Genomic DNA, 22,752 nt, shown 5'->3' with positions numbered 1-22,752 from the left:
TGTTGAAACCGGCACATCATCTTTACACACCAATCCAAACACCCTATGTATCTTAGATTAGAACACCGAGCAGTAGTAATACTGTATATCCTTTTATTCCCTGTACTGTGCGGCTTTAATCCCGTTTGGGGACAGCAGGCGCAGGAAAGGGTGTATGCCGTATCGCAGACAAACGGTGCACTTCTGGGGGCAGTTTCCAACCCCGGAAATGTGGTTGGAGGTAATATAGAAACCAATGCGGCATTAAGTGTGCCTGTAGGAGCGTTGGGTTTGTCCAGTGCATATATACAACCGCGATTCAGTACACTGCTTTCCGCCGGAACAACCACGTATTTAAAATTAGGGATTAATTCCTCTCTTTTGGGAGTGGGGATAAGTATCTCTGTTCAGGCCTATAATAATGGCAGTGCTGTGGGGACACAAGTGACTTTAGGTTCGCTACTGTCTTTATTAAATGGCGAGTACCTGGATGAAATGGTTTTTACTCCCCAGGACAGTAATGGGAATTTTGTGGCTTACGATGCTGTAAGGATCACCCTGAACGGAGGAATTTTGAGCGCAGGAGCCAATATGGATGTTTACTATGCATATTACCTCCGGGATGCAACTACTTCCATTGTCTGTAACACTCCCGAAGAAGTACTGTACGGTTCCATAGGGACATTGCTTTCCGGGGTGAACCAGGTAGAAAACCCGTTAAACAGCATAGACGGGGATTACAATACATATACACATTTAAGGTCGAATGTCGGGGTGGCCGATAAAACCTATATCAAATCCCTGTATAACACCCTGTCCCGTGAAGGGGATTCCGTCCGCGTGGTTTTTCAGAACCCGGACGGCGGATTACTGGATGCCTCCCTGCTCGCCAGCAGTTTTACCATAAGAACATATAACGACGATACGGATAACGGTGCCCTGGCCCTGGATGAAAACCTATTGTCCCTCTCCCTCTTGCCGGGCAGTAGTGATGTACAGGTATTGACTTACCCGGTAGAAGTTGTCTTTAACCGCATAGAGGTTGCCATAGGCGAAGGTCTTTTAAATGCACTGGGCAGCATGTATGTCTATGAAATGGAAAGAGTACTGAAAGCCCCGGACGTAATATCACCGGAAATGGTAGACGGGATAGTTTATGCCTGTTTCGGAGATGAAGTTACCTTACAGATAGATCAGCCTGTAACAGATTCCACTTATAATTGGTATACGGAAGCCTCCGGGGGTACACCCGTCTTTTCCGGAACTTCGTATACACCGGACACTACTGTTGCGGGGACCCATTATTTCTATGTATCGGAAACCAGGACGGGATGTACGGATGAATCCGGACGTGCTGTTGCACAGGTGGTTGTACACCCGTCCTACAGTCATCCCGATATCAGCATAGGAAATACAACGAATTAAAAATCCGATTAACAACTTAAAAATAATTAAAATGAAATCATTTGGAATATTTCTGAAAAAAGGCCTTGTCATCCTGTTTTTGACCTGTGCCGTTCCGGCTTTTGCTCAAATCGTAGCACCGGTACCCACAACGCCTGTCAGTACCCCTGAAAACCTGGATGTAGGTAGCCTTACCAACAATACCTTACCAGTTACTACAATCAATGATGCGGTATTGTTTTATGACCCGTCCACATCAGGCCCGTCCATTACCCTTACGGCCAGCCTGGATGATGGCCAGGGCAATACTTTTACTGGTTACGAATGGTACAATATTACCACAGACGGAACTACCGAAACGGAAAACCTGATTGCCGGGGAAGCTACACAAAACCTCACCCTCACCCAGCTTGCCCCCGGATACCACAAATTCCGGGTATACGGGCTTGTGGACGATGGCAGTGTTATCTGTCAGTCCGATGACTTTGAGGACATTATTCTTTTTGTGTTATCGCCGCTTACCGTAGATACAGCTTTTGATACCAACGGCAATCCCCTGGCTTACTGTGCTACCGATGTTCCGGCAACACCCATAGAATTGTCTGTAACTTCCCTTAATGCTGATTATTCGGCCAATACCAACGGGTATGCCAACCCGGCCGGGAATGATTTTGAGGTAAGTTATGCGTGGTATGCCGTAAAAGACGGGGATACCGTGAATCCCATCGATCTGGCCACCACTACCGACACGTATTCAGTAACCCTTACAGACCCGGGGACTTACACCTTTTATGTAGAAGTGGAATATGTGGTTAAAGATAAAGGAAGCAGGGATTATGTAACCTATACAGGCAATGTACAGGACGCAGGTGTCGACCTGGAAATTGTGGTTTCCCCCACTCCGGGAGCACCGACCATTACTATTGGCTCTGTAACGGATTAATATCCTGACCGGTACTGATATAAGGTAAGTTCGGCTTGTTTCGGGTCGAATATGCGTTAACAGGCATTTCGGGGAATGCAGACGATAAAGAATAATTTACCGTTTGCTTTCGCCCTGTACGGGTATCATTCCTTTATCCTAAACTATGAAGATCGGGAAAGTCATTTTTATTTTCCTCTGTTTCTGGCAATATGCCGGTGCACAGGAAGGCAATGAGGTTATTGTAGTCCCGCCGGGGAGTACGGTAAACCTTCATGCCTCGTCCGAAGGTGCTACGCAATACCAGTGGTTCCGGGACGGAGTGGCTGTTGACGGTGCCGTTGAGGAAACCTATGCGGCTACCCTGAAAGGAAAATATACCGTAGTTTCCATAAACGCCGAAGGATGCCCTTCTGAAATTTCCAATGCTGTGGAAATCCGGTTTTCAGGCAGTTCCCCGCCGCCCTCCGGGGAAGGAGAACAGTATTTTTGTTTCGTCTTTGATCCGGTTATTGCCGATATTGAAGTTACGGGAGAGCATATTACCTGGTACGATGCCCCCGAAAGGGGAAATGTGTTGCCCGGAACGCACCCTCTGGAAGACGGAGTTACCTATTACGCTTCGCAATCTCCCGGCGGACCCGGGAACGAAAGTGAAGAACGGCTGGCCGTAACCGTGTTTTTGAACGCCTGTCCCGATCTCTCCGTCAGTAAATCCGTGGACAATCCGCAGCCATTGGTGGACGCTCCGGTCGTCTTTTCGGTAAAGGTAACCAATGAAACCGCCGTAACTGTCAGGAATATAGTAATTGCCGACAGGTTACCGTCGGGATATGCCTATAGTTCTCACGGGGCGGACAAAGGCACATATAATGCCCCGTCCGGAGTCTGGGATATTCCGGTTTTATCCGAAGACGAAAGTGCGGAATTAGTGATCTCCGCAACAGTACTGTCACACGGGGATTATACCAATACCGCCTATCTGGACAATTCTGACCCGGAAGATACGGATGATACCAATAACAGTGCGGAAGCCACGACTGAACCTTTGTGCCTGAAAGTATATAACCTGTTCTCGCCCAACGAAGACGGTATGAACGATACCTTCCGTATCGATTGTATAGAAAATTATCCCGACAACCTGCTTCAGGTGTATAATCGTTACGGAAACCTTGTGTTTAAACAAAAAGGATACGACAATACCTGGAAGGGGAGTTCCAACGTAAAAAACACCATAAGCCGTAACGGCATGCTCCCGGTGGGAACCTATTACTACGTACTGGACCTGGGAGACGGGAGCACACCGGTTTCCGGGTGGTTGTATATCATGAGATGAGGCGATCGGCAAGTCCGGTGGGCACCCGCACAGGACAGGTGGATTAAGGTTGCAAATACGCGGGAAGGGTTTCCCGATGTGCGGGATGCAGACCAAAGCACAGGAGGGCGAAACAGAACCCCTGTATACGACAGAACAGGATCATTGTACGGATGAACGAGATCGTTATGCAGGAGAAAGGTTAACAAGTCCCGTGCTTTGAAACAGTTTCGATAAGGAACAAACTTGTTATACGGCAAAACAAAACCATTGTACGGGAGAACAAGATCGTTATGCAGGAGAAAGGTTAACAAGTCCCGTGCTTTGAAACAGTTTCGATAAGGAACAAACTTGTTATACGGCAAAACAAAACCATTGTGCAGGGGAACAAAGTCGTTCTGCAGGAGAAGGGTTTATAAGTACCGCACTTTGAAACGGCTTCGATAAGGAACAAACTTGTTATGCGGCGAAACAAAACCATTGTGCAGGGGAACAAAGTCGTTCTGCAGGAGAAGGGTTTATAAGTACCGCACTTTGAAACAGTTTCGATAAGAAACAAACTTGTTATACGGCGAAACAAGGTTGTTACAAGGCGGAAGAAACCCATACCCGTGTATAATAAAAAAATATCTGTAAAGGCCGGGGGATTGCTGACAGGAATGTCATTGCCATCTTGTTTGATAAAGCCCCCTTATTCCGGATCTCGAACTGAACTTGGGTATTTTGACTGGTCTTAAAAATAGTTCAGGCAATGCACTTTCAGTACATTTCGCTTTAGCTTCTGAAAAGTTGTAACCGGGTTGTTGGGTTAATGAGTTATCAAGTTACTAAGTTATTCAGGTAATCCTGGTAACTTAATAACCTGATCAACTCAATAACTGAGTAACTAAAGCACAATTTCATTGCTCACCAAAACCTATGGATCTTTAGTTCAGTAATTTAGTGATCCCGAACTCACCTTACTTTAAGCCTGCCTTGCGCACACCTTCGGAGTAATTGCATATCAATAAACTGCGTCAGCCCCTCAGACGAACCGGAAATAAAAAGTAAACCCGATTCATTATGACGGCTGGCGCGGGTTTTGTATTTTTGGAACCTTGTAGAAACAGAACAAAGAGGTACACATGCAGGAAGAAAAGGTCATACTCGTAAACGATAAAGACGAACCACAGGGATTAATGCCCAAAATGGAGGCCCATGAGAAAGGATTGCTGCATCGTGCTTTCTCCGTTTTTGTGATGAACGACAAGGGGCAGACCATGATACAACAACGGGCAAAGACCAAATACCATTCCCCGGGGTTGTGGACCAATACCTGCTGTAGTCATCAAAGAGAAGGAGAAGGCTCCGTAGATGCCGGGAAAAGGAGGTTAATGGAAGAAATGGGCTTTACTACCGACCTTAACGAAATATTCACCTTTATTTACAGGGCACCTTTTGACAACGGGCTTACCGAGCACGAATTCGACCACGTGCTCATCGGAAAGTACGAAGAAGCCCCCGAACCCAATCCGGATGAGGTGGCAGACTGGGGATGGGTATACCCCGATGAAGTGAAAAAGGATATGGAACGGCATCCGGAACGTTACACGGCCTGGTTTAAGATTATCTTCGATAAATTTTACGATCACTTAATGCAAAACGCATCGTTATGAGGGTAACGGTAAGCAGGGAGGCCCATTTCAATGCGGCCCACAGGTTACACAATCCCGGGTGGACTGCAGAAAAGAACCGGGAGGTTTATGGCAAATGCAACAGTCCCAATTACCACGGACACAATTACGGGCTCACGGTAAGTGTTACCGGGGAAGTGGACCCGGAAACGGGTTTTGTAATGGATATCAAGGATCTCAAGGAACTCATAGCTGCCGAGATAGAAGATGCTTTCGACCATAAGAACCTCAATCTGGATGTTCCCGAATTTAGAGACCTTAATCCCACGGCAGAGCATATTGCCGTAGTGATATGGGACAAATTGCGAAAGCACCTGAATCCCGAACACGAGCTCGAAGTAACCCTGTATGAGACGCCCCGTAATTTTGTGACTTACAAAGGAGAGTGAAAAAGAGAAAGACACCCCCTGCCCCCCTCAAGGGGAGAGCTTTTTTTCGTAAAAGAACATTTTTTCATAGAAAAGAGGACAGCTCCCCCCTTGAGGGGGGATACAGGGGGGTGTAAATGCTCCCGTAACTATAAACAACAAGCAACAAACAACAAACAATAAACATAAACAACAATATGAAATCCTATCCGATAAAATTCGTCCCCATCCTCAAGGAACGCCTTTGGGGAGGTACCAAATTAAAAGATGTTCTCGGAAAAGACATAGACAGTGACATTACGGGGGAAAGCTGGGAACTCTCGGCCGTAAAAGGTGATGTTTCTGTTGTGGCCAACGGCGCATACAAGGGCAGGGGACTTCAGGAATTAATAGATGAGTATGGCGCCGGGCTCCTGGGCGAAAGTGTGGCGGAGCGCTTCGGTACCGAGTTTCCCATCCTGATAAAATTTATCGATGCCAAACAGGACCTGTCCATCCAGCTGCATCCCGATGACGAACTGGCGCGGAAAAGGCATAACTCTTTCGGGAAGACCGAAATGTGGTATATCATGCAGGCCGACGAAGGTTCCGAGCTTATTGTAGGGTTCAATAAAAATGTAAGCAGGGAAGAATACACCGGAAGTCTGGAAAAGAACACCCTGACCGATCTTCTCAATTACGAAAAGGTGAAGGAAGGCGATACATTCTTTATCAATACCGGGAAAGTACATGCCATAGGCGCCGGAATATTGCTGGCGGAAATTCAGCAAACATCCGATATTACCTACAGGATCTACGATTTTAACCGCAAAGACAAAGACGGTAATACCCGTGAACTTCATACCGAACTGGCATTGGATGCCATAGATTACGAAAAGAAAGACGACTTTAAGGTGCGGTATACCAGGGAAAAGAACGTGCCCAATACCATGGTGGAATGCCCTTATTTTACCACCAATTATATGGATGTGGAAGGACACCTGGAACACCGTATAGCTGCGAGAGACTCTTTCAGTATCTATATGTGTGTGGACGGTGAAGCCGAAATAGCCGTGGAAGAAGAAAAAGAAAAAATACGGAAAGGAGAGACCATATTGATCCCTGCCGGGACCGATATTGTGGACCTTATAGCAGATAAAGCCAAACTATTGGAGGTTTATATCGGATAAATTGCCGTAAAAAATCTAAATTTGCAAAAAATAATATATTATGGCAAGTATTAAGGAACTGAAGAAAGAGATCAATTCCGTTTTGGGAGATATTATAGAAGCGGTTTACGTTTGGGAAGCTGCTACCGACAACAATAACTCCGAAAAAGGGAATGCGATAATAGATGAAGCTATAGAAACTTTTGACGACCTGGTGACAAAAATAAATGACAGGAGTGTGGAAAACCGAAAGGCTCATTTAAAGGCTGTTAACAAGGAACTGGAAGAAAAAGCAAATCAGCTTATCGAAAAAGTAAACAAGCTGTCTTAAAATTTTTCAAAAAAAGATTGGCAGAAAATAAAATCCATTTTATATTTGCTGCCGCTTTTAAGGCACAGATGAGGCCGGCATAGCTCAGTTGGCCAGAGCACGTGATTTGTAATCTCGGGGTCGTGGGTTCGAATCCCTCTGCCGGCTCAGATGTAAAAACCCTTCGGAAACGGAGGGTTTTTTTATGGAGAAAGAAATATTATTTCAATTCGTGCCCGGCGCTCGTCTCCGACGAGTGCCCCCCGATGCCTCTCTTTTTGTTTAAACCCGGTCATTTTTCAGACATTATATCTTTTCCCGTATTTTTGCAGCACAAGAATAATGATCCATGTATAAAACACTCATCCGTCCCATACTTTTCCGGTTCGATCCGGAAAAAGTACACCATTTTACTTTTACATTCATAAAAGCAGTGAATAAGATACCGGGAGTCCCTGCTCTTTTGCGGAAGATGTATGCAGTTGACGATCCGCGGCTCGAACGGGAAGTCTTCGGACTAAAGTTCAAAAATCCCGTAGGCCTTGCCGCGGGTTTCGACAAGGATGCGCGCTTGTTTAACGAACTTTCCGGTTTCGGTTTCGGTTTTATAGAAACAGGCACGCTTACTCCCAGGCCCCAGCCCGGAAATCCGCGTAAACGATTGTTCCGGCTCCGGGAAGACAGTGCCATTGTAAACAGGATGGGGTTTAACAACGGAGGTGTCGGGGAAGCCGTAAAGCGCTTAAAACGCCCCTGGGCTTCGCTCAGGGCCCGGGGTATTCTCATAGGGGGGAACATAGGAAAGAACAAGACCACGCCTAACGAAAACGCTGCGGATGACTACAGGAAATGTTTCGAGGCCCTTCACAACAATGTCGATTATTTTGTGGTGAATGTCAGTTCTCCCAATACACCGGATCTCCGGGCACTCCAGGATAAGGAGCCGCTTAAGAAACTGCTGAACGAATTGCAAAACCACAGACTCCAGACCGTAAACCGTAAACCCGTATTGCTGAAAATTGCACCCGACCTTACCGAAGGGCAGCTGACTGATATTGTACAGATTGTTAAGGACACCGGGATAGCCGGGGTTATAGCTACCAATACCACCATTTCCAGGGACGGGCTTAGTGCTCCCGCAAAAGAAGAAACGGGAGGCCTTAGCGGAAAACCGCTGAAAGACCGTTCGACCGAGGTCATCAGGTTCCTGCACAGGGAAAGCGAAGGGAGTTTCCCTATAATCGGGGTAGGGGGAGTACACACGCCCGAAGATGCTTTGGAGAAACTGGATGCAGGAGCCACGCTCGTGCAGGTGTATACGGGTTTTATATATGAAGGCCCCGGAGTCGTGAAAAGGATAAATAAGGCGATCCTCGACCGGTATTCGGTGGCCGGACTTTAGTCCGGACGGAGGGTTAGAAAGCCCGGGCCACGGGTGAAACGCAAACATTTCAGAATAAACCCGGAACCAGGCTCCGAAACTCCGGGACATTCTTTTTCCGGATCAGAAGAAGGGAATTTTTGGTAAAACACCATACGGCCCGTCTGTCACTGGTTGTCGGGCACTATTAACCGGTTACCGGCAGGATGAAACCGGAAACCGGAAATCCCAAAACCAAAGAAAATGTTTACATTTGAATAAAACAACGGAGATGCAAAAACACGTTATTTTTGATATGGATGGTGTTCTGGTAGACAGCGAACCCATACATATGCAAATACTGGGAGAGGTACTGCAGGAAATGGGGGTGAACCTTACAAGGGAATACCACTTTACCCTGGTTGGAATGGGAGCCCTGATGATGTGGGAAAAACTGAAAAAGGATTTCGGGCTGGAAGGAAAGCCCGCCGATCTTCTGGAAGCTCATAAAGCCTATTTTTTCAGTGTGATCGGCGACAGGCAGATCCCGAAGACCGAAGGCGTGTCCGAACTGCTCTGCAGGTTAAAGGATTCGGGCTACAATCTTTCCCTGGGGTCGTCTTCGCCGGTAAAGCTTATCGATATCTTTATGGAAAAGGCCGGTCTCGGGAGGTATTTTGATCATATGGTGAGCAGTGAACACGTGGCCCGCGGAAAACCTTTTCCCGATATTTTTCTGAAAGTAGCCGGATTATACGATATATCCCCCGATGCCTTTGTGGTGATCGAAGACAGCAGGAACGGGGTCAAAGCTGCCAGGGCCGCCGGAATGCAGTGTATCGGATACAGGAATGCGAATTCCGGACAGCAGGACCTGTCTGCGGCAGACCTGATCATAGATGATTTTCGTGAACTTACCACCACAAAAATGAACATGTTCTATTGCGTTAATGAATAAGATAAAACTCATAGAATGTCCCAGGGATGCCATGCAGGGGATAAAGACATTCATACCCACTGAAAAAAAGGTGGCGTATATCCAGTCCCTGTTGCGTGTGGGCTTTGATACCATAGACTTCGGTAGTTTTGTATCGCCTAAGGCCATTCCGCAGATGGCGGATACCGCAGAGGTGCTGGACAAACTGGACCTTTCCGGGACCCGGAGCAAGTTGCTGGCCATTGTGGCCAATGTCAGGGGAGCCAAAGACGCTGCGGTTCATCCCGAAATCGATTATCTCGGGTATCCCTTTTCCATATCCGAGAACTTCCAGATGCGGAATACCCACAAGACCATTGCAGAATCTACAGTGATCCTCCGGGAGATACTGGACATGGCGGATAAAGCCGGTAAGGAAGTGGTGGCTTACCTTTCCATGGGCTTCGGTAACCCGTACGGTGATCCGTGGAACGTGGAGATCGTAGGGGAGTGGACGGAAAAGCTTTCGGCCATGGGCATAAGGATTTTGTCCCTGTCGGATACCGTGGGGAGCTCAACCCCGGAAGTCATCAGTTACCTGTTTACCCATTTGATCCCGGCGTATCCGGAAATCGAATTCGGCGCACACCTGCATACCACCCCGTCGTCGTGGTATGAGAAGATCGATGCCGCCTACGGGGCCGGGTGCATGAGGTTTGACGGAGCCATACAGGGATTTGGCGGTTGTCCCATGGCCAAGGACGAACTTACCGGAAATATGCCTACCGAAAAAATGGTGTCCTATTTTACTGCTGCAAAAGCAGATACAGGCCTGTCTGCCATGAGTTTTGAGAGCGCCTATAATGAGGCGATAAAGGTTTTCGGCTCATATTTTTAGTTGAGGGCTGTACGGGTTTGACAAAGAAAGAGACTAAATGATAAAAAATAGTTTCTAATCCCCAAAATTGACGTATATTTGCGTGCAACTAATTTATAAGTTGCGCCATGAAAGCTCATAGTTCAAAAATTGTAGGAGAAGGGTTGACGTATGATGATGTCCTTCTTGTTCCGGCCTTTTCGGAAGTCTTGCCCAGAGAGGTCAATATTCAGACCAAATTCACCAGAAATATTACGATTAACGTGCCCATAGTCTCGGCGGCGATGGATACCGTTACCGAATCTGCAATGGCCATAGCCATGGCCAGGGAAGGAGGGATAGGTGTGCTGCACAAGAATATGACTGCCGAACAGCAGGCCCTGGAGGTACGCAAGGTGAAGCGTGCGGAGAGCGGAATGATCATAGACCCGGTAACCCTGCCCTTAACGGCGAAGGTGGCCGATGCGAAGAAGAACATGGCCGAACACAGTATAGGCGGAATTCCTATTGTGGATGACGGTGGTTTCCTGAAGGGGATCGTGACCAACCGGGACCTGCGTTTTGAAAAAAATAACGACAGGCCCATAGTGGAAGTGATGACGTCTGAAAATCTCGTTACCGTAGGGGAAGGGACTTCGCTGGGGGATGCGGAAGAAATACTGCAGGAAAATAAAATTGAAAAATTGCCGGTAGTCAATGCCGGGAACAAACTGGTAGGGCTCATTACCTTCCGGGATATCACCAAGCTTACACAAAAACCCACAGCCAACAAGGATAAGTATGGAAGATTACGGGTTGCCGCGGCCATAGGGGTTACGGCAGATGCCCCGGAACGTGCCGAAGCATTGGTGAACGCAGGTATTGATGCCATAATCATAGACACGGCACACGGCCATACGCGCGGAGTGGTCAGCATATTAAAAGAAGTGAAAAAAGCGTTTCCGGAACTGGATGTGGTGGTAGGGAATATCGCCACCGGTGAAGCAGCCCGCTACCTGGTAGAGAACGGGGCAGACGCTGTAAAAGTGGGGATTGGCCCCGGGTCTATTTGCACCACCAGGGTAGTGGCCGGTGTGGGGTTCCCGCAATTCTCTGCCGTACTCGAGGTCGCTGCGGCCATAAAAGGTTCGGGAGTACCTGTGATAGCCGACGGGGGCGTACGTTATACCGGAGACATACCCAAGGCCATTGCCGCGGGGGCAGACTGTGTAATGCTGGGTTCCCTGCTGGCAGGAACCAAGGAATCTCCGGGCGAAACCATAATTTATGAAGGACGTAAGTTTAAGAGCTATAGGGGAATGGGATCTGTAGAAGCGATGAAACAGGGAAGTAAGGACCGCTATTTCCAGGACGTGGAAGACGATATCAAAAAACTGGTGCCGGAAGGTATTGTAGGGCGTGTGCCCTATAAAGGCGAACTGGTGGAGAGCATGCATCAGTTTATAGGCGGACTCCGGGCAGGTATGGGATATTGCGGAGCTGCAGATATCGAAACACTGAAGGAAAAAGGACAGTTTGTAAAGATCACCGCTTCCGGCATCCACGAGAGCCACCCTCACGATGTGGCCATCACCAAGGAAGCTCCTAACTACAGCAGGTAATGACTTAATTCATTATAAGTTATCAGGTTACAGTTTGCCTGGGACCGTGTTCGTGAGTAAAACCTGCAATCTGTAACCTGCAACCCATTAATTTACAACCTGCAACTACATAAATCTTTGTTAAACGTCAACGCCCCGGCTTGCGATATTTTCCCGAATTATTATTTTTGTTAGCCCTCGGACAAGACCCCTGAAAAACCTGTGCATATGTATGGCCCGTAAACAAAGGATTTCAGGAAGTAAAAGAGGTTTGGATGTTAAGAAAAAAAATAATTGGTATTATCGTTTTACTGGGGCTGGGAAGCTGTTCTTATTTCCGGCAGGAAGAAACAGCGGATACCGTAGCACGTGTAGGTGATAAATACCTGTATAAAAAGGACCTTTCCGGTATTTACGGAGAGAATATGTCGAAGGAAGACAGTATGGTGGTCAAGGCCAATTTTATCAATTCCTGGGCGGCGAAACAGCTTTTTATGGAAAAAGCGAAGATCAACCTCCCGGAAGAACAGGTCAGGGAATTTGAAAAGCTTATTGCCGAATACAGAACAGACCTCTATACCACTACGTATAAGGAAGCTCTGGTCAATAATGCCATGGATACGGCTGTTTCGGATGCCGAGATAAAGTCGTTTTACAACAATACCGAAGATAATTTTAAGCTCAACGAAGAGTTGTGGAGGTTCAGGTATTTAGAGGTGAGCAGGGATTTTGACAAACTGGATGAAATACGCGAAAAGTTCAGGAGGTATGAAGAGGCCGACAAGGCCGATCTGGAAGAAATTGCCATACAGTTCAAATCTTATGCCCTGGAAGATTCCATATGGGTAAAAGCGGCACAGATATATCAAAAAATACCGTTACTGGCCCGTGAAGAGAATGAAAAAAATATAAAAAAATCGCATTTCTTTGAGTTAAGCGACTCTTTAGGGGTATATTTGGTGTATATTAACGATATACTGCACCGTAACGAGATTGCCCCCATGTCATATGTGAAACCTACCATAAAGCAAATATTGCTTAACAGGAGAAAACTGGAATTTGTAAGGAAGCTGGAAAAAGAAATAATGGATGAAGCAGTCAGAAAAAAGAAATTTGAAATTTATGAGTCGGATAAATAAAATGATCCTGGGCATTGCTGTTTGTATGCTTCAGATAGGATGGGCACAGGAAAAAGAGGAAGTGGAAAGTACCGGGAACGGAACTGCCGTAGCTGAAAGTACAGAGATACAACAGGACAGTACGGCCATTGTGCAGAAAACCGATATGACGATACAGGAAGCAGTTGCGGAAGATGAGGAAAATACGGAAGTGTCTGAAGAAAGGACCAAGGTAGACGGGGTCGTTTCGGTTGTGGGCGATTATATCATCCTCGAATCGGATATCGACAAAAGCTATATCGACCTTCAGAACCAGGGCGTGTCCATAAAGGACATTACCCGTTGCCAGCTGCTCGGAAAGCTTATGGAAGATAAACTGTATGCACACCAGGCCATACAGGACAGCCTGGAGGTGTCTGACAAGCAGGTTATGGCACAGACCGAGCAACAGCTGAATTACCTGGTGAGCCAGGTGGGTACCATGGAAAACCTGCTGTCCTATTACAAAAAATCGGACGAGGAAAGTTTCAGGGAAGAACTGTTTCAGATAAACAAAGTGCGCGCACTTGCCGAGAGAATGCAAAGCAAAGTGGTGGACGAAATAGAGATCACCCCCGAAGAAGTACGCCAGTGGTTTAACAAACTTCCGGAAGATGAGCGCCCGGTGTTCGGAGCAGAACTTGAAATAGCACAGATCGTAAAAGAACCGGATGTACCCGAAGCGGAGAAACAGAAAGTGGTGAACAGACTGAATGAAATGAAGCGCGATATCGAAGAAAACGGGGCCAGTTTTGCCACCAAGGCCATTTTGTATTCCAAGGACCCCGGTTCCAGTTCCAAGGGCGGTTTTTACCACATCACCAAACAGACCGGTTTTGCCAAGGAATTTGTTGATGTGGCCTACAGTCTCCGGGAAGGGGAGATATCCGAGCCTTTTGAAACCGACTTCGGATGGCATATCATAAAGATTGATAAAATAATGGGACAGGAGCTGGACCTGAGACATATTCTCCTTATACCGGAGATCCCGCAGGCAACCCTGGACGAAACCCGGGAAGAACTGGATAAAGTACGCCAAAAAATAGTGAACGACGAAGTGTCCTTTGCCGATGCCGCCAGGGAGTATTCCGATGAAAAGGAAACCAAGTTCGAGGGCGGGCAGTTGCGTAATCCCAGCAATATGGACACCCGTTTTGAGCTTACCAAACTCGATCCTTCACTGTACAGCCAGGTAAGTGACCTGAAGACCGGTGAAGTATCGCGGGTTTATAAAGAAGAAGACCCGAAAAGACCGGGAAAGATCACATTTAAAATATTAAAGGTGACCAACAGGTATGATGAACATACGGCCGATTATGTACAGGATTACCTGAAAATAAAAGAACTTGCCCTCAAGGAAAAACAAATAAAGGCCATAAGGGAATGGATGGAAGATACCATAGAAGATACCTACATTATGGTGAATTCCGATTACAAGGGCTGCGATTTCTCCAACAACTGGCTGAAGGAGTAAGATGTACCCGTGCCCGGTGATACTTCTGAGATTATGTATTTAAAATTTGATTCATAAAAAAACACCTCAAATCCAAAACTTTATGTCTGACGTTTCCGCTTTGAAGAACCTGGTTGAAAAGCACCGGGAGTTGAAACAAGAAATTGCCAAAGTTATAATCGGGCAGGAAGCGGTCATTGAAGAGGTGCTGCTTGCCATATATTCCGGCGGGCATGCCCTGCTTATCGGCGTTCCCGGACTGGCAAAGACCCTGATGATCAAAACCATTGCAGATGCCCTGGGACTGGATTTTAAACGTATACAATTCACTCCCGACCTTATGCCGAGCGATATCCTGGGGAGTGAAATACTGGATGCCAACAGGGAATTCAAATTTATAAAGGGGCCGGTGTTTGCCAATATAATCCTGGCCGATGAAATAAACCGTACGCCACCGAAAACACAGGCTGCCCTGCTTGAAGCCATGCAGGAAAGAGCGGTGACCGTAGCCGGGGATAATTACAAACTGGACCTTCCGTATTTTGTCCTTGCCACACAAAACCCGATCGAACAGGAGGGGACATATCCGCTTCCCGAAGCACAACTCGACAGGTTTATGTTTGCCATAGCTTTAAATTATCCTTCTTTTGAAGAAGAAGTAAATGTGGTAAAATCGACCACAATGGACAGGGAAGTAAAGGTATCCCCCCTGTTTACCGCAAAGGAGATGGTAGAAATACAACACCTTATACGTAGGATTCCCGTAGCCGATAATGTAGTGGAATACGCGGTAAGGCTGGTAGGTAAGACCCGGCCCGCAAACGGACAGTCCGAAAAGATAGTGGAAGAGTACGTAGACTGGGGTGCGGGGCCCAGGGCATCGCAAAACCTGGTGCTGGCAGCTAAGGCCCATGCGGCGGTAAACGGAAAATTTTCTCCCGATATCGAAAATGTAAAGGCTGTGGCCAACGGTATTCTGAGGCACAGGGTGATCAAAAACTACAAGGCCGAGGCCGAGAACATTTCCATAGAAGAGATAATAGGGGCATTATTGTAAATAGTCCCGTACCTTCTCAATAACTTTCTTTCTATACTTTTAAGTTTTGTACAGTGCTCTGTGGTAACCTGGGCCTGCTTTGCAGCACACCTCTGTGGTAAGATAAAGTCCATGATTATGGAAAACCACAAGGGCCACAAAACTTTTTACTACTTGGTGTTATTGTTGATGTGCCTGCCGCTTTTCATTGACAGGCACACTGTTATAGTATTTATTCATTGTTTTTTCCCTGTAACAACCGGTATACGAGTCCCGCCAGAATGGCGCCGGCAACAGGTGCAGCAATAAAGAGCCATAATTGCTGCAATGCCCAGTCACCAACAAAGATGGCCTGGCTGATACTGCGCGCGGGATTTACGGAGGTGTTTGTCACGGGGATACTGATAAGATGGATAAGGGTGAGCCCGAGGCCGATGGCAATACCCGCAAACCCTGCCGGGGCCTTTTTATCGGTAGCCCCGAGGATAATGATGAGAAACATAAAGGTCATTACAATTTCGGTGAGCAGTGCGGCATTCATGCTGTATCCCCCGGGGGAATGTTCATTGTAGCCATTCGCAGCAAAACTGCCTATTTCACTACCGTTTCCCGTGGCAATTACATAGAGGATTCCCGCAGCGGCCAGCCCGCCCAGTATCTGTGCAATAATATAAGGGAGTAATTCCCGGGCATCAAAACGTCCGCCTATCCATAGCCCGACAGATACGGCGGGGTTTAAATGAGCCCCGGAAATATGTCCCAGGCTGTAAACAATGGTCAGTACGGTGAGACCAAATGCAAGGGATACCCCAAGTAAACCTATTCCCAGTTGGGGAAATGCTGCGGCCAGTACCGCACTTCCGCAACCTCCCAGCACCAGCCAGAAAGTTCCGATGAACTCAGCTAAAATTTTTTTCATAGAATTAACATTTTACGGGTCAGGACCCTGGTTGATAAATAATATCCGGTATTTCCTCTTTATCCGCAGAGACGACAATCACACCGTTGTGGCCGGACCTCTGATCGATTTATATGAGAATACCGTGATTATTACATTTATTAAAAAATAAAGGTGTAAGGGTAGCATTTTGTAAAATGAATACTATCAAATTTAGTGTTTTTTGAAATATAATGTTAAATAGATGAGAGGTTTTTCTTAATTTAGGGTGAAAGGTGTTAAAATAAGGATCAATTTCATAAGCGGTTCCCTTTAGTTTATATGTTTGCGGCGAAAAGTTAATTTTGTATGCATAAACACGTATGCGATGGAAATGGAATACAGCAGGGAATTCCTGGTAAAACTGGCCCGGGCCAGAATGCCGTTCGGCAAATACAAGGATAGTTATATTACCGACCTTCCGGAATATTACCTGGTGTGGTTCAAGCAAAAGGGCTTTCCGCGGGGAATGTTGGGGCAGCAACTGGAAGCCATGCTGGAAATCAAAGTAAACGGCCTGGAACAGCTTGTGCGGGATATACGGAAGGTGCTTTAAAAGGTATAAAAAGAAGAGAGGGGCGGTGTTCAAAACCGGTCCCTCCCTCTTTTATGAATAAATATGCTTCACGATCAGCCATAACCTCCGCTTTCGAACACAGCGAAAAAAGCCAGGGCGAGCATTGTTTGCAACAGATAAAACAGGAATAGTAATACCGTAATTCCGAAAACAGAACCGATAGAGACCAGTGCCCATATCTTTGCATTTTTAGACGCTCTCCGGGCTTCATTGTAATTACCGTTCATATATGCCTTTACCCTGGAAGCATAGACAATACTCACTATACCCAGCGGCATACAGCATAAAAGCGTGCTGACGATGGCCAGTGCCAGGTGGTTATCCGGCATGGGAGGTCTTTCGGATCAATCCTAAAAGTTGTGGACATTGTAGGAGTTCAGACCTAAGGCAGCAGGACATAAGAGGTACGACTTGCGATTTTTGAGTAATGTGAAAAATTATGGTCTTGTTGTCGGGTTAACAGGTTATTGAGTTATTCAGTTCATGCGTGATGCCTAAATAACTGAATAACCAAATACCTAAAATACAACCTCATTTGCAAGATTCAACTCAAAAAACATTCGTGTATCCGCGGCAAAACCAAAACCGGAAACTTACAACAAAGGAAAAATCCCATAACCTTTGTCCCTGATCCGGTCTTTCTTCCACTGAAACATTTAAAACATTACTGGTATTGCTCCTGCATTAACCTGTATTGCTCCATGATTCCGTCAAAACCAATTGTGGCGATCATTATTATCATATAGACGATACAGGCAATGTTGAGCACAATACCTATAATGGCAATGATCCTTCCTGTTTTTACATTGTTGTAGTTGTCATAGAGTTCCGGTTCGGCCTTGTACAGCTTTACGGATTTATTGGCAAGTACCAGGGCGATGACGGCCGGAATAATACCTACCCCGTAAAAACAACAGCACACAAGGGAAAGTATACTTAAAACAAGGATAAGCGTTGCATTTGGTAGTTTTTGTTTTTCCATAATTTAAAGGTTATAAGAATTTAAGGATGTAGTTGCACAGGATAAATGTTACGCTGACAATGGCCAGCCCCGAAGTTAGCCTGGAAAGATTCTGTTTCTTCCAGACCATGTCGAGAAAGAGAAATAAAAAGAGAAATAATAACGGATAGATGGCGGGGTACATCTTAAAAGCCCCCGCAAAATCTCCCTCCAGGATCAGTGCCATTGAACGCTGCAGCCCGCATCCTGGACAGTCAAAACCCAGGATTCGCTTGCTTATGCACGGGAGCATGTATTTTTCGGCGTCCAAAATCGATATGGTATTTGTCTTCTGGAATCTAAATTAATATTATTTTTGAGAAAAAGTAAGGATGAGCGCTAAAAATCAACGCATACTGTATTTTGCCGTGATACTGGCCGGCGGAATACTGGTGTTTGTAGAACAGGGAAAGGAAAACAGGGAACATCCTTATTTTCTGATCCTCGGCTTTGTGTTGCTTATGTTCGGGCTTTACAAGGCAACGACCCGGTGGGTGAAAGACAACCCCAGAGAAGAGGGGACCGACAATTCCGAAGGGAAACAGGAAAATGAAGACGACCGGTGGAAGCGGAACGGGCAGGGAGAAGAGACAACACAACACGACCAAAAATGACGGACATACAGGTTGGAGACAGGGTGGAAACCATAGATGATTCGCTGGCGGGGGAAGTGACGGCCATAAGGGGCGGGACACTTTACATACTTACGGAAGACGGGTTTGAACTTGAAGTATCCCCGGATGAGGTTATAAAAATCAACGACCCTTTACTGCTCCGAAAGGCTCCCCTGGATGTGGACAAACACCTCGCCGAAAAGGAAAGTATCCGCCGGAAAAAAAAGATAACGGTAAAGCCCAGGGAACGGAATGCTCCCCGAATGGAAGTAGACCTGCACATTCATCAGCTTGTGCCTTCCGCCCGGGGGATGACCAATCACGATATACTCACCCTACAGCTGGACACCGCCAGGCGACAACTGGAATTTGCCATCAGGAAACGCATACAAAAGGTGGTGTTTATACACGGTGTAGGGGAAGGCGTGCTGAAAACAGAGCTCGAATACTTGTTCGGGCGGTACGATAATGTGGAATTTTATGCCGCCGACTTCAGAAAGTATGGTCTTGGGGCCACAGAGGTCTATATTTTCCAGAATGCATAACACATGGTTTTTAATTTCATCGGTATTGCCGTTTATTTTAACCTTTGGTGTTTTCCTTTACCCTGAATTTTACGATCCGGGTAATGAGTCCGAGTGGCAAAGGGCGGTCCTGGGGAAACCGCACAGCGCCCTTGGAAGTTTTATAACTTTTGAGCTCATCTGCAAATGCATTGATGGCCGAAGGAGTGGGGTAAAAACCGATATGCTTTTCGTGAACTGCGAAATGCACCAGGATTTTACCGAGTTTATAAGTCGGCATCTGGTAGCTGATGACCTCTTTTGCTTCCGGCGCCGCTTTGCGGATGGTTTGCCGGAGCTTTTCCGCAATTTCCCTGATGTCCGGCGAAAGCGTATCAAGGTATTCTTCAACGGTCCTGAAATCTGTCTTTGCCATAATCTTGTTTTAACTATGCGTGGCTTTGGTCGTAATGATATGCTTCTTTCAGCTTCCGGATGTCCGGCTTTTTCATCTGTAACAGGGCCTGTGTTACCCTGCTGGTCCTTTCGGTATTTTCGTCCTCCAGCATTTCGGCCAGTACGGAAGGGACAACCTGCCAGGAAAGTCCGAACTTGTCCTTGAGCCAGCCGCAGGCCTGTGCTTTTTTGTCTCCGCCCTCGGTAAGTTTATCCCAGTAGTCATTTACCGTTTTCTGGTCCTTGCAGTCTATGATAAAGGAAATGGCCTCATTAAAGGAAAAATGGTGTTCCCCGGCACCGTCCATGACCATGAATTTTTCACCGAGAAGGCTGAACTGTGCGTGTTTTACCATGCCTTCCGGTGCTTCTTCCCCCGAGCCGTACTTGAGAATACCATCTACGGCGGAAGGGGTGAAGATCCCGGTGTAATGTTTCAGTGCTTTTTCGGCTTGTCCCATATTTTCATTGACAAACAACAGGCAGGGCGTGATTTTCTGACCGACATCGGAAATTTTACCGAGACTTACCTGCCAGGAAACGCCGTAACGGTCCTGCACGAAACCGTATTTTTCACTCCACGGATATTTGTCAAGGGGCATCAGGACCATACCTCCTTCGGTAAGGTTTTTCCAGAGTGTTTCCGTTTCCGTTCCGGTTTCGCAGGTAACAAAAAAAGATACCGAAGGATTGAATTTGAACTGGGGGCCGCCGTTCAGGGCTGTGAATTTATACCCTTCAATTTCAAATTCCAGGGTCATTACCGTTCCCGCCGGTTTTTGATGAAATTCGAAACCTTCCTTACCGTATCGGGTAATTTTACCTGTCCCCGAATTTTTAAAAACCGAGGTATAGTAATTTGCGGCTTCTTCGGCTTCTGTATCAAACCAAAGGTTAGGGATGATCTTTTGGGTGTTGTCCGTTTTCATTTTTATCTGGTTTTCGGTTGCTGTAAGTATTGATTTGTTGTTCAGGTTAAAAGTATATAACAAATATACAACCAGATAGTTAGGGGCGAAGGGTGTATAAACGACGTTTTGGAGGGGGGATTGTGACAATTATGCTGGCAGGGTTGTGTTTTGACTTTTTGTCGGTAGAAGTATTGGCCGTTGAGGTGTGGATCTGCGATGAGGCCTTTTGCGGCAGGCATGGGCGGGGCTCTTAAAATATGCTTATATTTGGCGGACATTAAAAAAACAGAAGGATCATGCAAAACGGTATTTACGCCAAATTCAATACGACAAAAGGGGAAATCCTTGCAAAACTCACTCACGATAAAACCCCGGGGACTGTCGGTAACTTTGTCGGCCTCGCCGAGGGAAAACTGGAAAACAAGGCAAAGCCCCAGGGGCAGCCCTATTACGACGGACTCACGTTTCACCGTGTGATCCCCGATTTTGTAATACAGGGCGGTTGTCCTCAGGGTTCGGGGGCCGGAGGTCCGGGATATCAGTTTGACGATGAGTTCCATCGCGATTTAAAACACAACGGACCCGGTGTGCTTTCCATGGCCAACGCAGGTCCGGGGACCAATGGCAGCCAGTTCTTTATAACGCATGTGGAAACAGCCTGGCTGGACGATAAACACACCGTATTCGGTTTTGTTGAAAGCGGCCAGGATATCGTGGATACGATTGCCCAGGGCGACGTAATAGAAAGCCTGGAGATCATCAGGGTAGGAGAGGAAGCGGAAAGCTGGGATGCCGTAGGGGCATTCCGGGAATTTGAAGCTTCGAAGGAAGAACGTCTCGCAGCGGAAAGGAAGAAGAAGGAAGCGGCCCTGAAAAAGTTTACGGAAGGCCTTGACCGTACCGACAGCGGATTGTGGTACAAGATCACGGAAAAAGGCAATGGGGACAAGGCGGAAAAAGGAAAAACCGTTTCCGTACATTATAAAGGAATGCTTACGGACAGCAGTGTGTTCGATTCCTCATATCAAAGGAACCAGCCGATCGATTTCCGGTTGGGAGCCGGACAGGTAATTCCCGGCTGGGAGCAGGGCATAGAACTGATGAATACCGGAGACAAGGCCCGCCTGGTGATCCCTCCCCAGCTTGCCTACGGAAGCCGTGGTGCGGGCGGGGTAATTCCTCCGGATGCCACACTGGTCTTTGATGTGGAACTGGTGAAGGTAAGTTAAGGAATACAAATACCGAAGCTATGAAAAGGGTGTCCCTTAAAAAGTAACTTATAGCCCCTGTTTCTGCCAGCTCGGGCGAAGTCGGGAGGCTTAATATGTTTTCCGACTTCGCTACCAATGACGTGTTAGGGAAATTCCCTGCACATCGCAGAGAAGCGTCTCCCGATCCCGATAATTATCGGGATTATCGGGAGACGATATAGTGAACGTCATTTCAATTGATGCGGTTGCCAAAACGTTAATTTTAGAAATGACAGTTTAGTTACTTTTTAAAGGACATTCTTAGATTTTACTTAATCAAGATTGGGCTGGGGTGTCATTCTCAGGTAAGGTTTCACTTCCCGGAACCCTTTGGTGAATATGCCGCTGGCTTCCTCATTGGAAACCGCAGGTACAATAACCACTTCTTCCCCGTGTTTCCAGTTGGCAGGTGTAGCCACCTTGTGATACTGGGTTAGCTGCAGGGAATCGATAACCCGGAGCAACTCTTCAAAGTTTCTTCCCGTTGATGCGGGATAGGTGATCATGAGTTTTACCGTTTTGTCCGGTCCTATCACATAAACGGAACGTACCGTAGCCGTAGCATCCGCGTTGGGATGTATCATGTCATAAAGGGTGGCTATTTTCCGGTCTTCATCCGCAATAAGCGGAAAGTTGACCGTGGTGTTCTGTGTTTCGTTGATGTCATTGATCCAGCCCTTGTGTGCTTCTACTCCGTCAACGCTGAGCGCCAGTACTTTTACATTGCGTTTATCAAATTCTTTTTTGTACTTGGCTACGGCGCCCAGTTCGGTTGTGCAAACGGGGGTATAGTCTGCCGGATGGGAAAATAAAACCCCCCAGCCGTCTCCCAGGTATTCGTAAAAATCGATCTCCCCGTCGGAGGTCTGTGCTTGAAAATTCGGAGCTTTGTCTCCCAGTCTTATTGTACTCATGTTTCGCTTTTTTTAATTAAACTATTTAGCCTATAAAGTTACTAGACTAAAACAAGATAATGAAATTTTCCCTGTAAAATATTTGTTAATGG

25 protein-coding genes and 1 tRNA gene are annotated in these 22,752 nt (G+C 46.7%); 19 read left to right on the top strand and 7 right to left on the bottom strand.

Translation table 11 applies throughout. The features are described from left to right. Positions 1–45: 45 nt before the first annotated feature. The 15 genes from LS482_RS03700 to LS482_RS03630 all read left to right on the top strand — a co-directional run bounded on the left by LS482_RS03700 (position 46) and on the right by LS482_RS03630 (position 15,519). A complete protein-coding gene (locus LS482_RS03700; RefSeq protein ID WP_233030406.1) occupies positions 46–1,404 on the top strand; it encodes an immunoglobulin domain-containing protein in 1,359 nt (452 codons plus the stop codon). A gap of 31 nt (positions 1,405–1,435) precedes the next feature. Next, positions 1,436–2,326, top strand: coding sequence for a hypothetical protein (locus LS482_RS03695; RefSeq protein ID WP_233030405.1), 891 nt, complete (start codon positions 1,436–1,438; stop codon positions 2,324–2,326). Positions 2,327–2,471: 145 nt separating this feature from the next. Continuing rightward, positions 2,472–3,641, top strand: coding sequence for a T9SS type B sorting domain-containing protein (locus LS482_RS03690; protein ID WP_233030404.1), 1,170 nt, complete (start codon positions 2,472–2,474; stop codon positions 3,639–3,641). Between the two features lie 1,103 nt (positions 3,642–4,744). Then, a complete protein-coding gene (gene idi / locus LS482_RS03685; RefSeq protein ID WP_233030403.1) occupies positions 4,745–5,275 on the top strand; it encodes an isopentenyl-diphosphate Delta-isomerase in 531 nt (176 codons plus the stop codon). Further along, positions 5,272–5,682, top strand: a complete 411-nt coding sequence (locus tag LS482_RS03680) for a 6-pyruvoyl trahydropterin synthase family protein (protein WP_233030402.1) — start codon at positions 5,272–5,274, stop codon at positions 5,680–5,682. The genes idi and LS482_RS03680 overlap by 4 nt, the downstream gene beginning before the upstream one ends. Before the next feature lie 176 nt (positions 5,683–5,858). Next, positions 5,859–6,830, top strand: a complete 972-nt coding sequence (locus LS482_RS03675) for a type I phosphomannose isomerase catalytic subunit (RefSeq protein WP_233030401.1) — start codon at positions 5,859–5,861, stop codon at positions 6,828–6,830. A 40-nt stretch (positions 6,831–6,870) separates the two neighbouring features. Next, positions 6,871–7,140 carry a hypothetical protein gene (locus tag LS482_RS03670; RefSeq protein WP_233030400.1) on the top strand — a complete coding sequence of 90 codons (270 nt, stop codon included), beginning with the start codon at positions 6,871–6,873 and terminating at the stop codon, positions 7,138–7,140. 73 nt (positions 7,141–7,213) lie between these two features. Beyond that, positions 7,214–7,287: transfer RNA gene (locus LS482_RS03665), tRNA-Thr, on the top strand. Positions 7,288–7,468: 181 nt separating this feature from the next. Continuing rightward, the gene (locus tag LS482_RS03660) at positions 7,469–8,521 is read left to right on the top strand and encodes a quinone-dependent dihydroorotate dehydrogenase (protein WP_233030399.1); all 1,053 of its coding nucleotides are present in this window, start codon (positions 7,469–7,471) and stop codon (positions 8,519–8,521) included. A gap of 250 nt (positions 8,522–8,771) precedes the next feature. Next, positions 8,772–9,437: an HAD family hydrolase gene (locus tag LS482_RS03655; RefSeq protein WP_233030398.1), complete on the top strand. Its 666-nt coding sequence runs from the start codon at positions 8,772–8,774 to the stop codon at positions 9,435–9,437. Further along, positions 9,430–10,293, top strand: coding sequence for a hydroxymethylglutaryl-CoA lyase (locus LS482_RS03650; RefSeq protein ID WP_233030397.1), 864 nt, complete (start codon positions 9,430–9,432; stop codon positions 10,291–10,293). Before LS482_RS03655 ends, LS482_RS03650 begins: the two co-directional genes overlap by 8 nt. 107 nt (positions 10,294–10,400) lie before the next feature. Further along, positions 10,401–11,873, top strand: a complete 1,473-nt coding sequence (gene guaB, locus LS482_RS03645) for an IMP dehydrogenase (protein WP_233030396.1) — start codon at positions 10,401–10,403, stop codon at positions 11,871–11,873. A 254-nt stretch (positions 11,874–12,127) separates the two neighbouring features. Then, positions 12,128–12,991, top strand: a complete 864-nt coding sequence (locus LS482_RS03640) for a peptidyl-prolyl cis-trans isomerase (protein ID WP_233030395.1) — start codon at positions 12,128–12,130, stop codon at positions 12,989–12,991. Continuing rightward, the gene (locus tag LS482_RS03635) at positions 12,975–14,483 is read left to right on the top strand and encodes a peptidylprolyl isomerase (protein WP_233030394.1); all 1,509 of its coding nucleotides are present in this window, start codon (positions 12,975–12,977) and stop codon (positions 14,481–14,483) included. Before LS482_RS03640 ends, LS482_RS03635 begins: the two co-directional genes overlap by 17 nt. Before the next feature lie 82 nt (positions 14,484–14,565). Next, entirely contained in the window at positions 14,566–15,519 is a 954-nt protein-coding gene (locus tag LS482_RS03630; protein WP_233030393.1) for an AAA family ATPase, read from the top strand. 211 nt (positions 15,520–15,730) lie between these two features. Here LS482_RS03630 and aqpZ read toward each other — a convergent pair whose 3' ends face one another. Further along, positions 15,731–16,417 carry an aquaporin Z gene (gene aqpZ / locus LS482_RS03625; protein ID WP_233030392.1) on the bottom strand — a complete coding sequence of 229 codons (687 nt, stop codon included), beginning with the start codon at positions 16,415–16,417 and terminating at the stop codon, positions 15,731–15,733. Positions 16,418–16,769: 352 nt separating this feature from the next. On the opposite strand from aqpZ, the gene LS482_RS03620 reads away from it, so the two are divergent. Beyond that, a complete protein-coding gene (locus tag LS482_RS03620) occupies positions 16,770–16,991 on the top strand; it encodes a DUF3820 family protein (protein ID WP_233031792.1) in 222 nt (73 codons plus the stop codon). A 74-nt stretch (positions 16,992–17,065) separates the two neighbouring features. Here the strand turns inward: LS482_RS03620 and LS482_RS03615 are convergent, their stop codons facing one another. The 3 genes from LS482_RS03615 to LS482_RS03605 all read right to left on the bottom strand — a co-directional run bounded on the left by LS482_RS03615 (position 17,066) and on the right by LS482_RS03605 (position 18,283). Further along, entirely contained in the window at positions 17,066–17,341 is a 276-nt protein-coding gene (locus LS482_RS03615; protein WP_233030391.1) for a CD225/dispanin family protein, read from the bottom strand. A 335-nt stretch (positions 17,342–17,676) separates the two neighbouring features. Beyond that, positions 17,677–17,994: a CCC motif membrane protein gene (locus LS482_RS03610; RefSeq protein ID WP_233030390.1), complete on the bottom strand. Its 318-nt coding sequence runs from the start codon at positions 17,992–17,994 to the stop codon at positions 17,677–17,679. Positions 17,995–18,004: 10 nt separating this feature from the next. Beyond that, positions 18,005–18,283, bottom strand: coding sequence for a DUF2752 domain-containing protein (locus LS482_RS03605; RefSeq protein WP_233030389.1), 279 nt, complete (start codon positions 18,281–18,283; stop codon positions 18,005–18,007). Positions 18,284–18,344: 61 nt separating this feature from the next. On the opposite strand from LS482_RS03605, the gene LS482_RS03600 reads away from it, so the two are divergent. Both LS482_RS03600 and LS482_RS03595 read left to right on the top strand, forming a co-directional pair. Beyond that, positions 18,345–18,626, top strand: a complete 282-nt coding sequence (locus tag LS482_RS03600) for a hypothetical protein (RefSeq protein WP_233030388.1) — start codon at positions 18,345–18,347, stop codon at positions 18,624–18,626. Next, on the top strand, positions 18,623–19,171 hold the full coding sequence (locus LS482_RS03595) for a DUF8465 domain-containing protein (protein ID WP_233030387.1): 549 nt from the start codon (positions 18,623–18,625) through the stop codon (positions 19,169–19,171). Before LS482_RS03600 ends, LS482_RS03595 begins: the two co-directional genes overlap by 4 nt. Positions 19,172–19,208: 37 nt before the next feature. Here LS482_RS03595 and LS482_RS03590 read toward each other — a convergent pair whose 3' ends face one another. Continuing rightward, on the bottom strand, positions 19,209–19,565 hold the full coding sequence (locus LS482_RS03590) for an iron chaperone (RefSeq protein ID WP_233030386.1): 357 nt from the start codon (positions 19,563–19,565) through the stop codon (positions 19,209–19,211). A gap of 13 nt (positions 19,566–19,578) precedes the next feature. After that, positions 19,579–20,514: a VOC family protein gene (locus tag LS482_RS03585; protein WP_233030385.1), complete on the bottom strand. Its 936-nt coding sequence runs from the start codon at positions 20,512–20,514 to the stop codon at positions 19,579–19,581. 278 nt (positions 20,515–20,792) lie between these two features. Between LS482_RS03585 and LS482_RS03580 the strand changes: the two genes are divergently transcribed. Next, positions 20,793–21,725 (top strand): peptidylprolyl isomerase, encoded by a 933-nt coding sequence (locus LS482_RS03580; protein ID WP_233030384.1) that lies wholly within the window; start codon positions 20,793–20,795, stop codon positions 21,723–21,725. A gap of 293 nt (positions 21,726–22,018) precedes the next feature. Here the strand turns inward: LS482_RS03580 and LS482_RS03575 are convergent, their stop codons facing one another. Continuing rightward, positions 22,019–22,660: a peroxiredoxin gene (locus LS482_RS03575; RefSeq protein ID WP_233030383.1), complete on the bottom strand. Its 642-nt coding sequence runs from the start codon at positions 22,658–22,660 to the stop codon at positions 22,019–22,021. Positions 22,661–22,752: the final 92 nt, after the last annotated feature.

Origin of the sequence: Sinomicrobium kalidii (assembly GCF_021183825.1) — a bacterium.
Classification (GTDB): Bacteria; Bacteroidota; Bacteroidia; order Flavobacteriales; family Flavobacteriaceae; genus Sinomicrobium; species Sinomicrobium kalidii.
Note: the sequence above shows the minus strand (reverse complement) of the source record. Positions and strands in the feature narration are given on the sequence as shown.

Excerpts from the sequence above, each read along its gene's own strand:
- LS482_RS03585 (WP_233030385.1), bottom strand. The coding sequence starts at position 20,514 with ATGAAAACGGACAACACCCAAAAGATCATCCCTAACCTTTGGTTTGAT.
- LS482_RS03590 (WP_233030386.1), bottom strand. The coding sequence starts at position 19,565 with ATGGCAAAGACAGATTTCAGGACCGTTGAAGAATACCTTGATACGCTT.
- LS482_RS03680 (WP_233030402.1), top strand. The coding sequence starts at position 5,272 with ATGAGGGTAACGGTAAGCAGGGAGGCCCATTTCAATGCGGCCCACAGG.
- LS482_RS03675 (WP_233030401.1), top strand. The coding sequence starts at position 5,859 with ATGAAATCCTATCCGATAAAATTCGTCCCCATCCTCAAGGAACGCCTT.
- idi (WP_233030403.1), top strand. The coding sequence starts at position 4,745 with ATGCAGGAAGAAAAGGTCATACTCGTAAACGATAAAGACGAACCACAG.
- LS482_RS03580 (WP_233030384.1), top strand. The coding sequence starts at position 20,793 with ATGCAAAACGGTATTTACGCCAAATTCAATACGACAAAAGGGGAAATC.
- LS482_RS03650 (WP_233030397.1), top strand. The coding sequence starts at position 9,430 with ATGAATAAGATAAAACTCATAGAATGTCCCAGGGATGCCATGCAGGGG.
- LS482_RS03610 (WP_233030390.1), bottom strand. The coding sequence starts at position 17,994 with ATGGAAAAACAAAAACTACCAAATGCAACGCTTATCCTTGTTTTAAGT.
- LS482_RS03630 (WP_233030393.1), top strand. The coding sequence starts at position 14,566 with ATGTCTGACGTTTCCGCTTTGAAGAACCTGGTTGAAAAGCACCGGGAG.
- LS482_RS03640 (WP_233030395.1), top strand. The coding sequence starts at position 12,128 with ATGTTAAGAAAAAAAATAATTGGTATTATCGTTTTACTGGGGCTGGGA.
- LS482_RS03620 (WP_233031792.1), top strand. The coding sequence starts at position 16,770 with ATGGAATACAGCAGGGAATTCCTGGTAAAACTGGCCCGGGCCAGAATG.
- LS482_RS03670 (WP_233030400.1), top strand. The coding sequence starts at position 6,871 with ATGGCAAGTATTAAGGAACTGAAGAAAGAGATCAATTCCGTTTTGGGA.
- LS482_RS03690 (WP_233030404.1), top strand. The coding sequence starts at position 2,472 with ATGAAGATCGGGAAAGTCATTTTTATTTTCCTCTGTTTCTGGCAATAT.
- LS482_RS03615 (WP_233030391.1), bottom strand. The coding sequence starts at position 17,341 with ATGCCGGATAACCACCTGGCACTGGCCATCGTCAGCACGCTTTTATGC.
- LS482_RS03695 (WP_233030405.1), top strand. The coding sequence starts at position 1,436 with ATGAAATCATTTGGAATATTTCTGAAAAAAGGCCTTGTCATCCTGTTT.
- LS482_RS03660 (WP_233030399.1), top strand. The coding sequence starts at position 7,469 with ATGTATAAAACACTCATCCGTCCCATACTTTTCCGGTTCGATCCGGAA.
- LS482_RS03600 (WP_233030388.1), top strand. The coding sequence starts at position 18,345 with ATGAGCGCTAAAAATCAACGCATACTGTATTTTGCCGTGATACTGGCC.
- LS482_RS03635 (WP_233030394.1), top strand. The coding sequence starts at position 12,975 with ATGAGTCGGATAAATAAAATGATCCTGGGCATTGCTGTTTGTATGCTT.
- LS482_RS03575 (WP_233030383.1), bottom strand. The coding sequence starts at position 22,660 with ATGAGTACAATAAGACTGGGAGACAAAGCTCCGAATTTTCAAGCACAG.
- LS482_RS03655 (WP_233030398.1), top strand. The coding sequence starts at position 8,772 with ATGCAAAAACACGTTATTTTTGATATGGATGGTGTTCTGGTAGACAGC.
- guaB (WP_233030396.1), top strand. The coding sequence starts at position 10,401 with ATGAAAGCTCATAGTTCAAAAATTGTAGGAGAAGGGTTGACGTATGAT.
- aqpZ (WP_233030392.1), bottom strand. The coding sequence starts at position 16,417 with ATGAAAAAAATTTTAGCTGAGTTCATCGGAACTTTCTGGCTGGTGCTG.
- LS482_RS03595 (WP_233030387.1), top strand. The coding sequence starts at position 18,623 with ATGACGGACATACAGGTTGGAGACAGGGTGGAAACCATAGATGATTCG.
- LS482_RS03700 (WP_233030406.1), top strand. The coding sequence starts at position 46 with ATGTATCTTAGATTAGAACACCGAGCAGTAGTAATACTGTATATCCTT.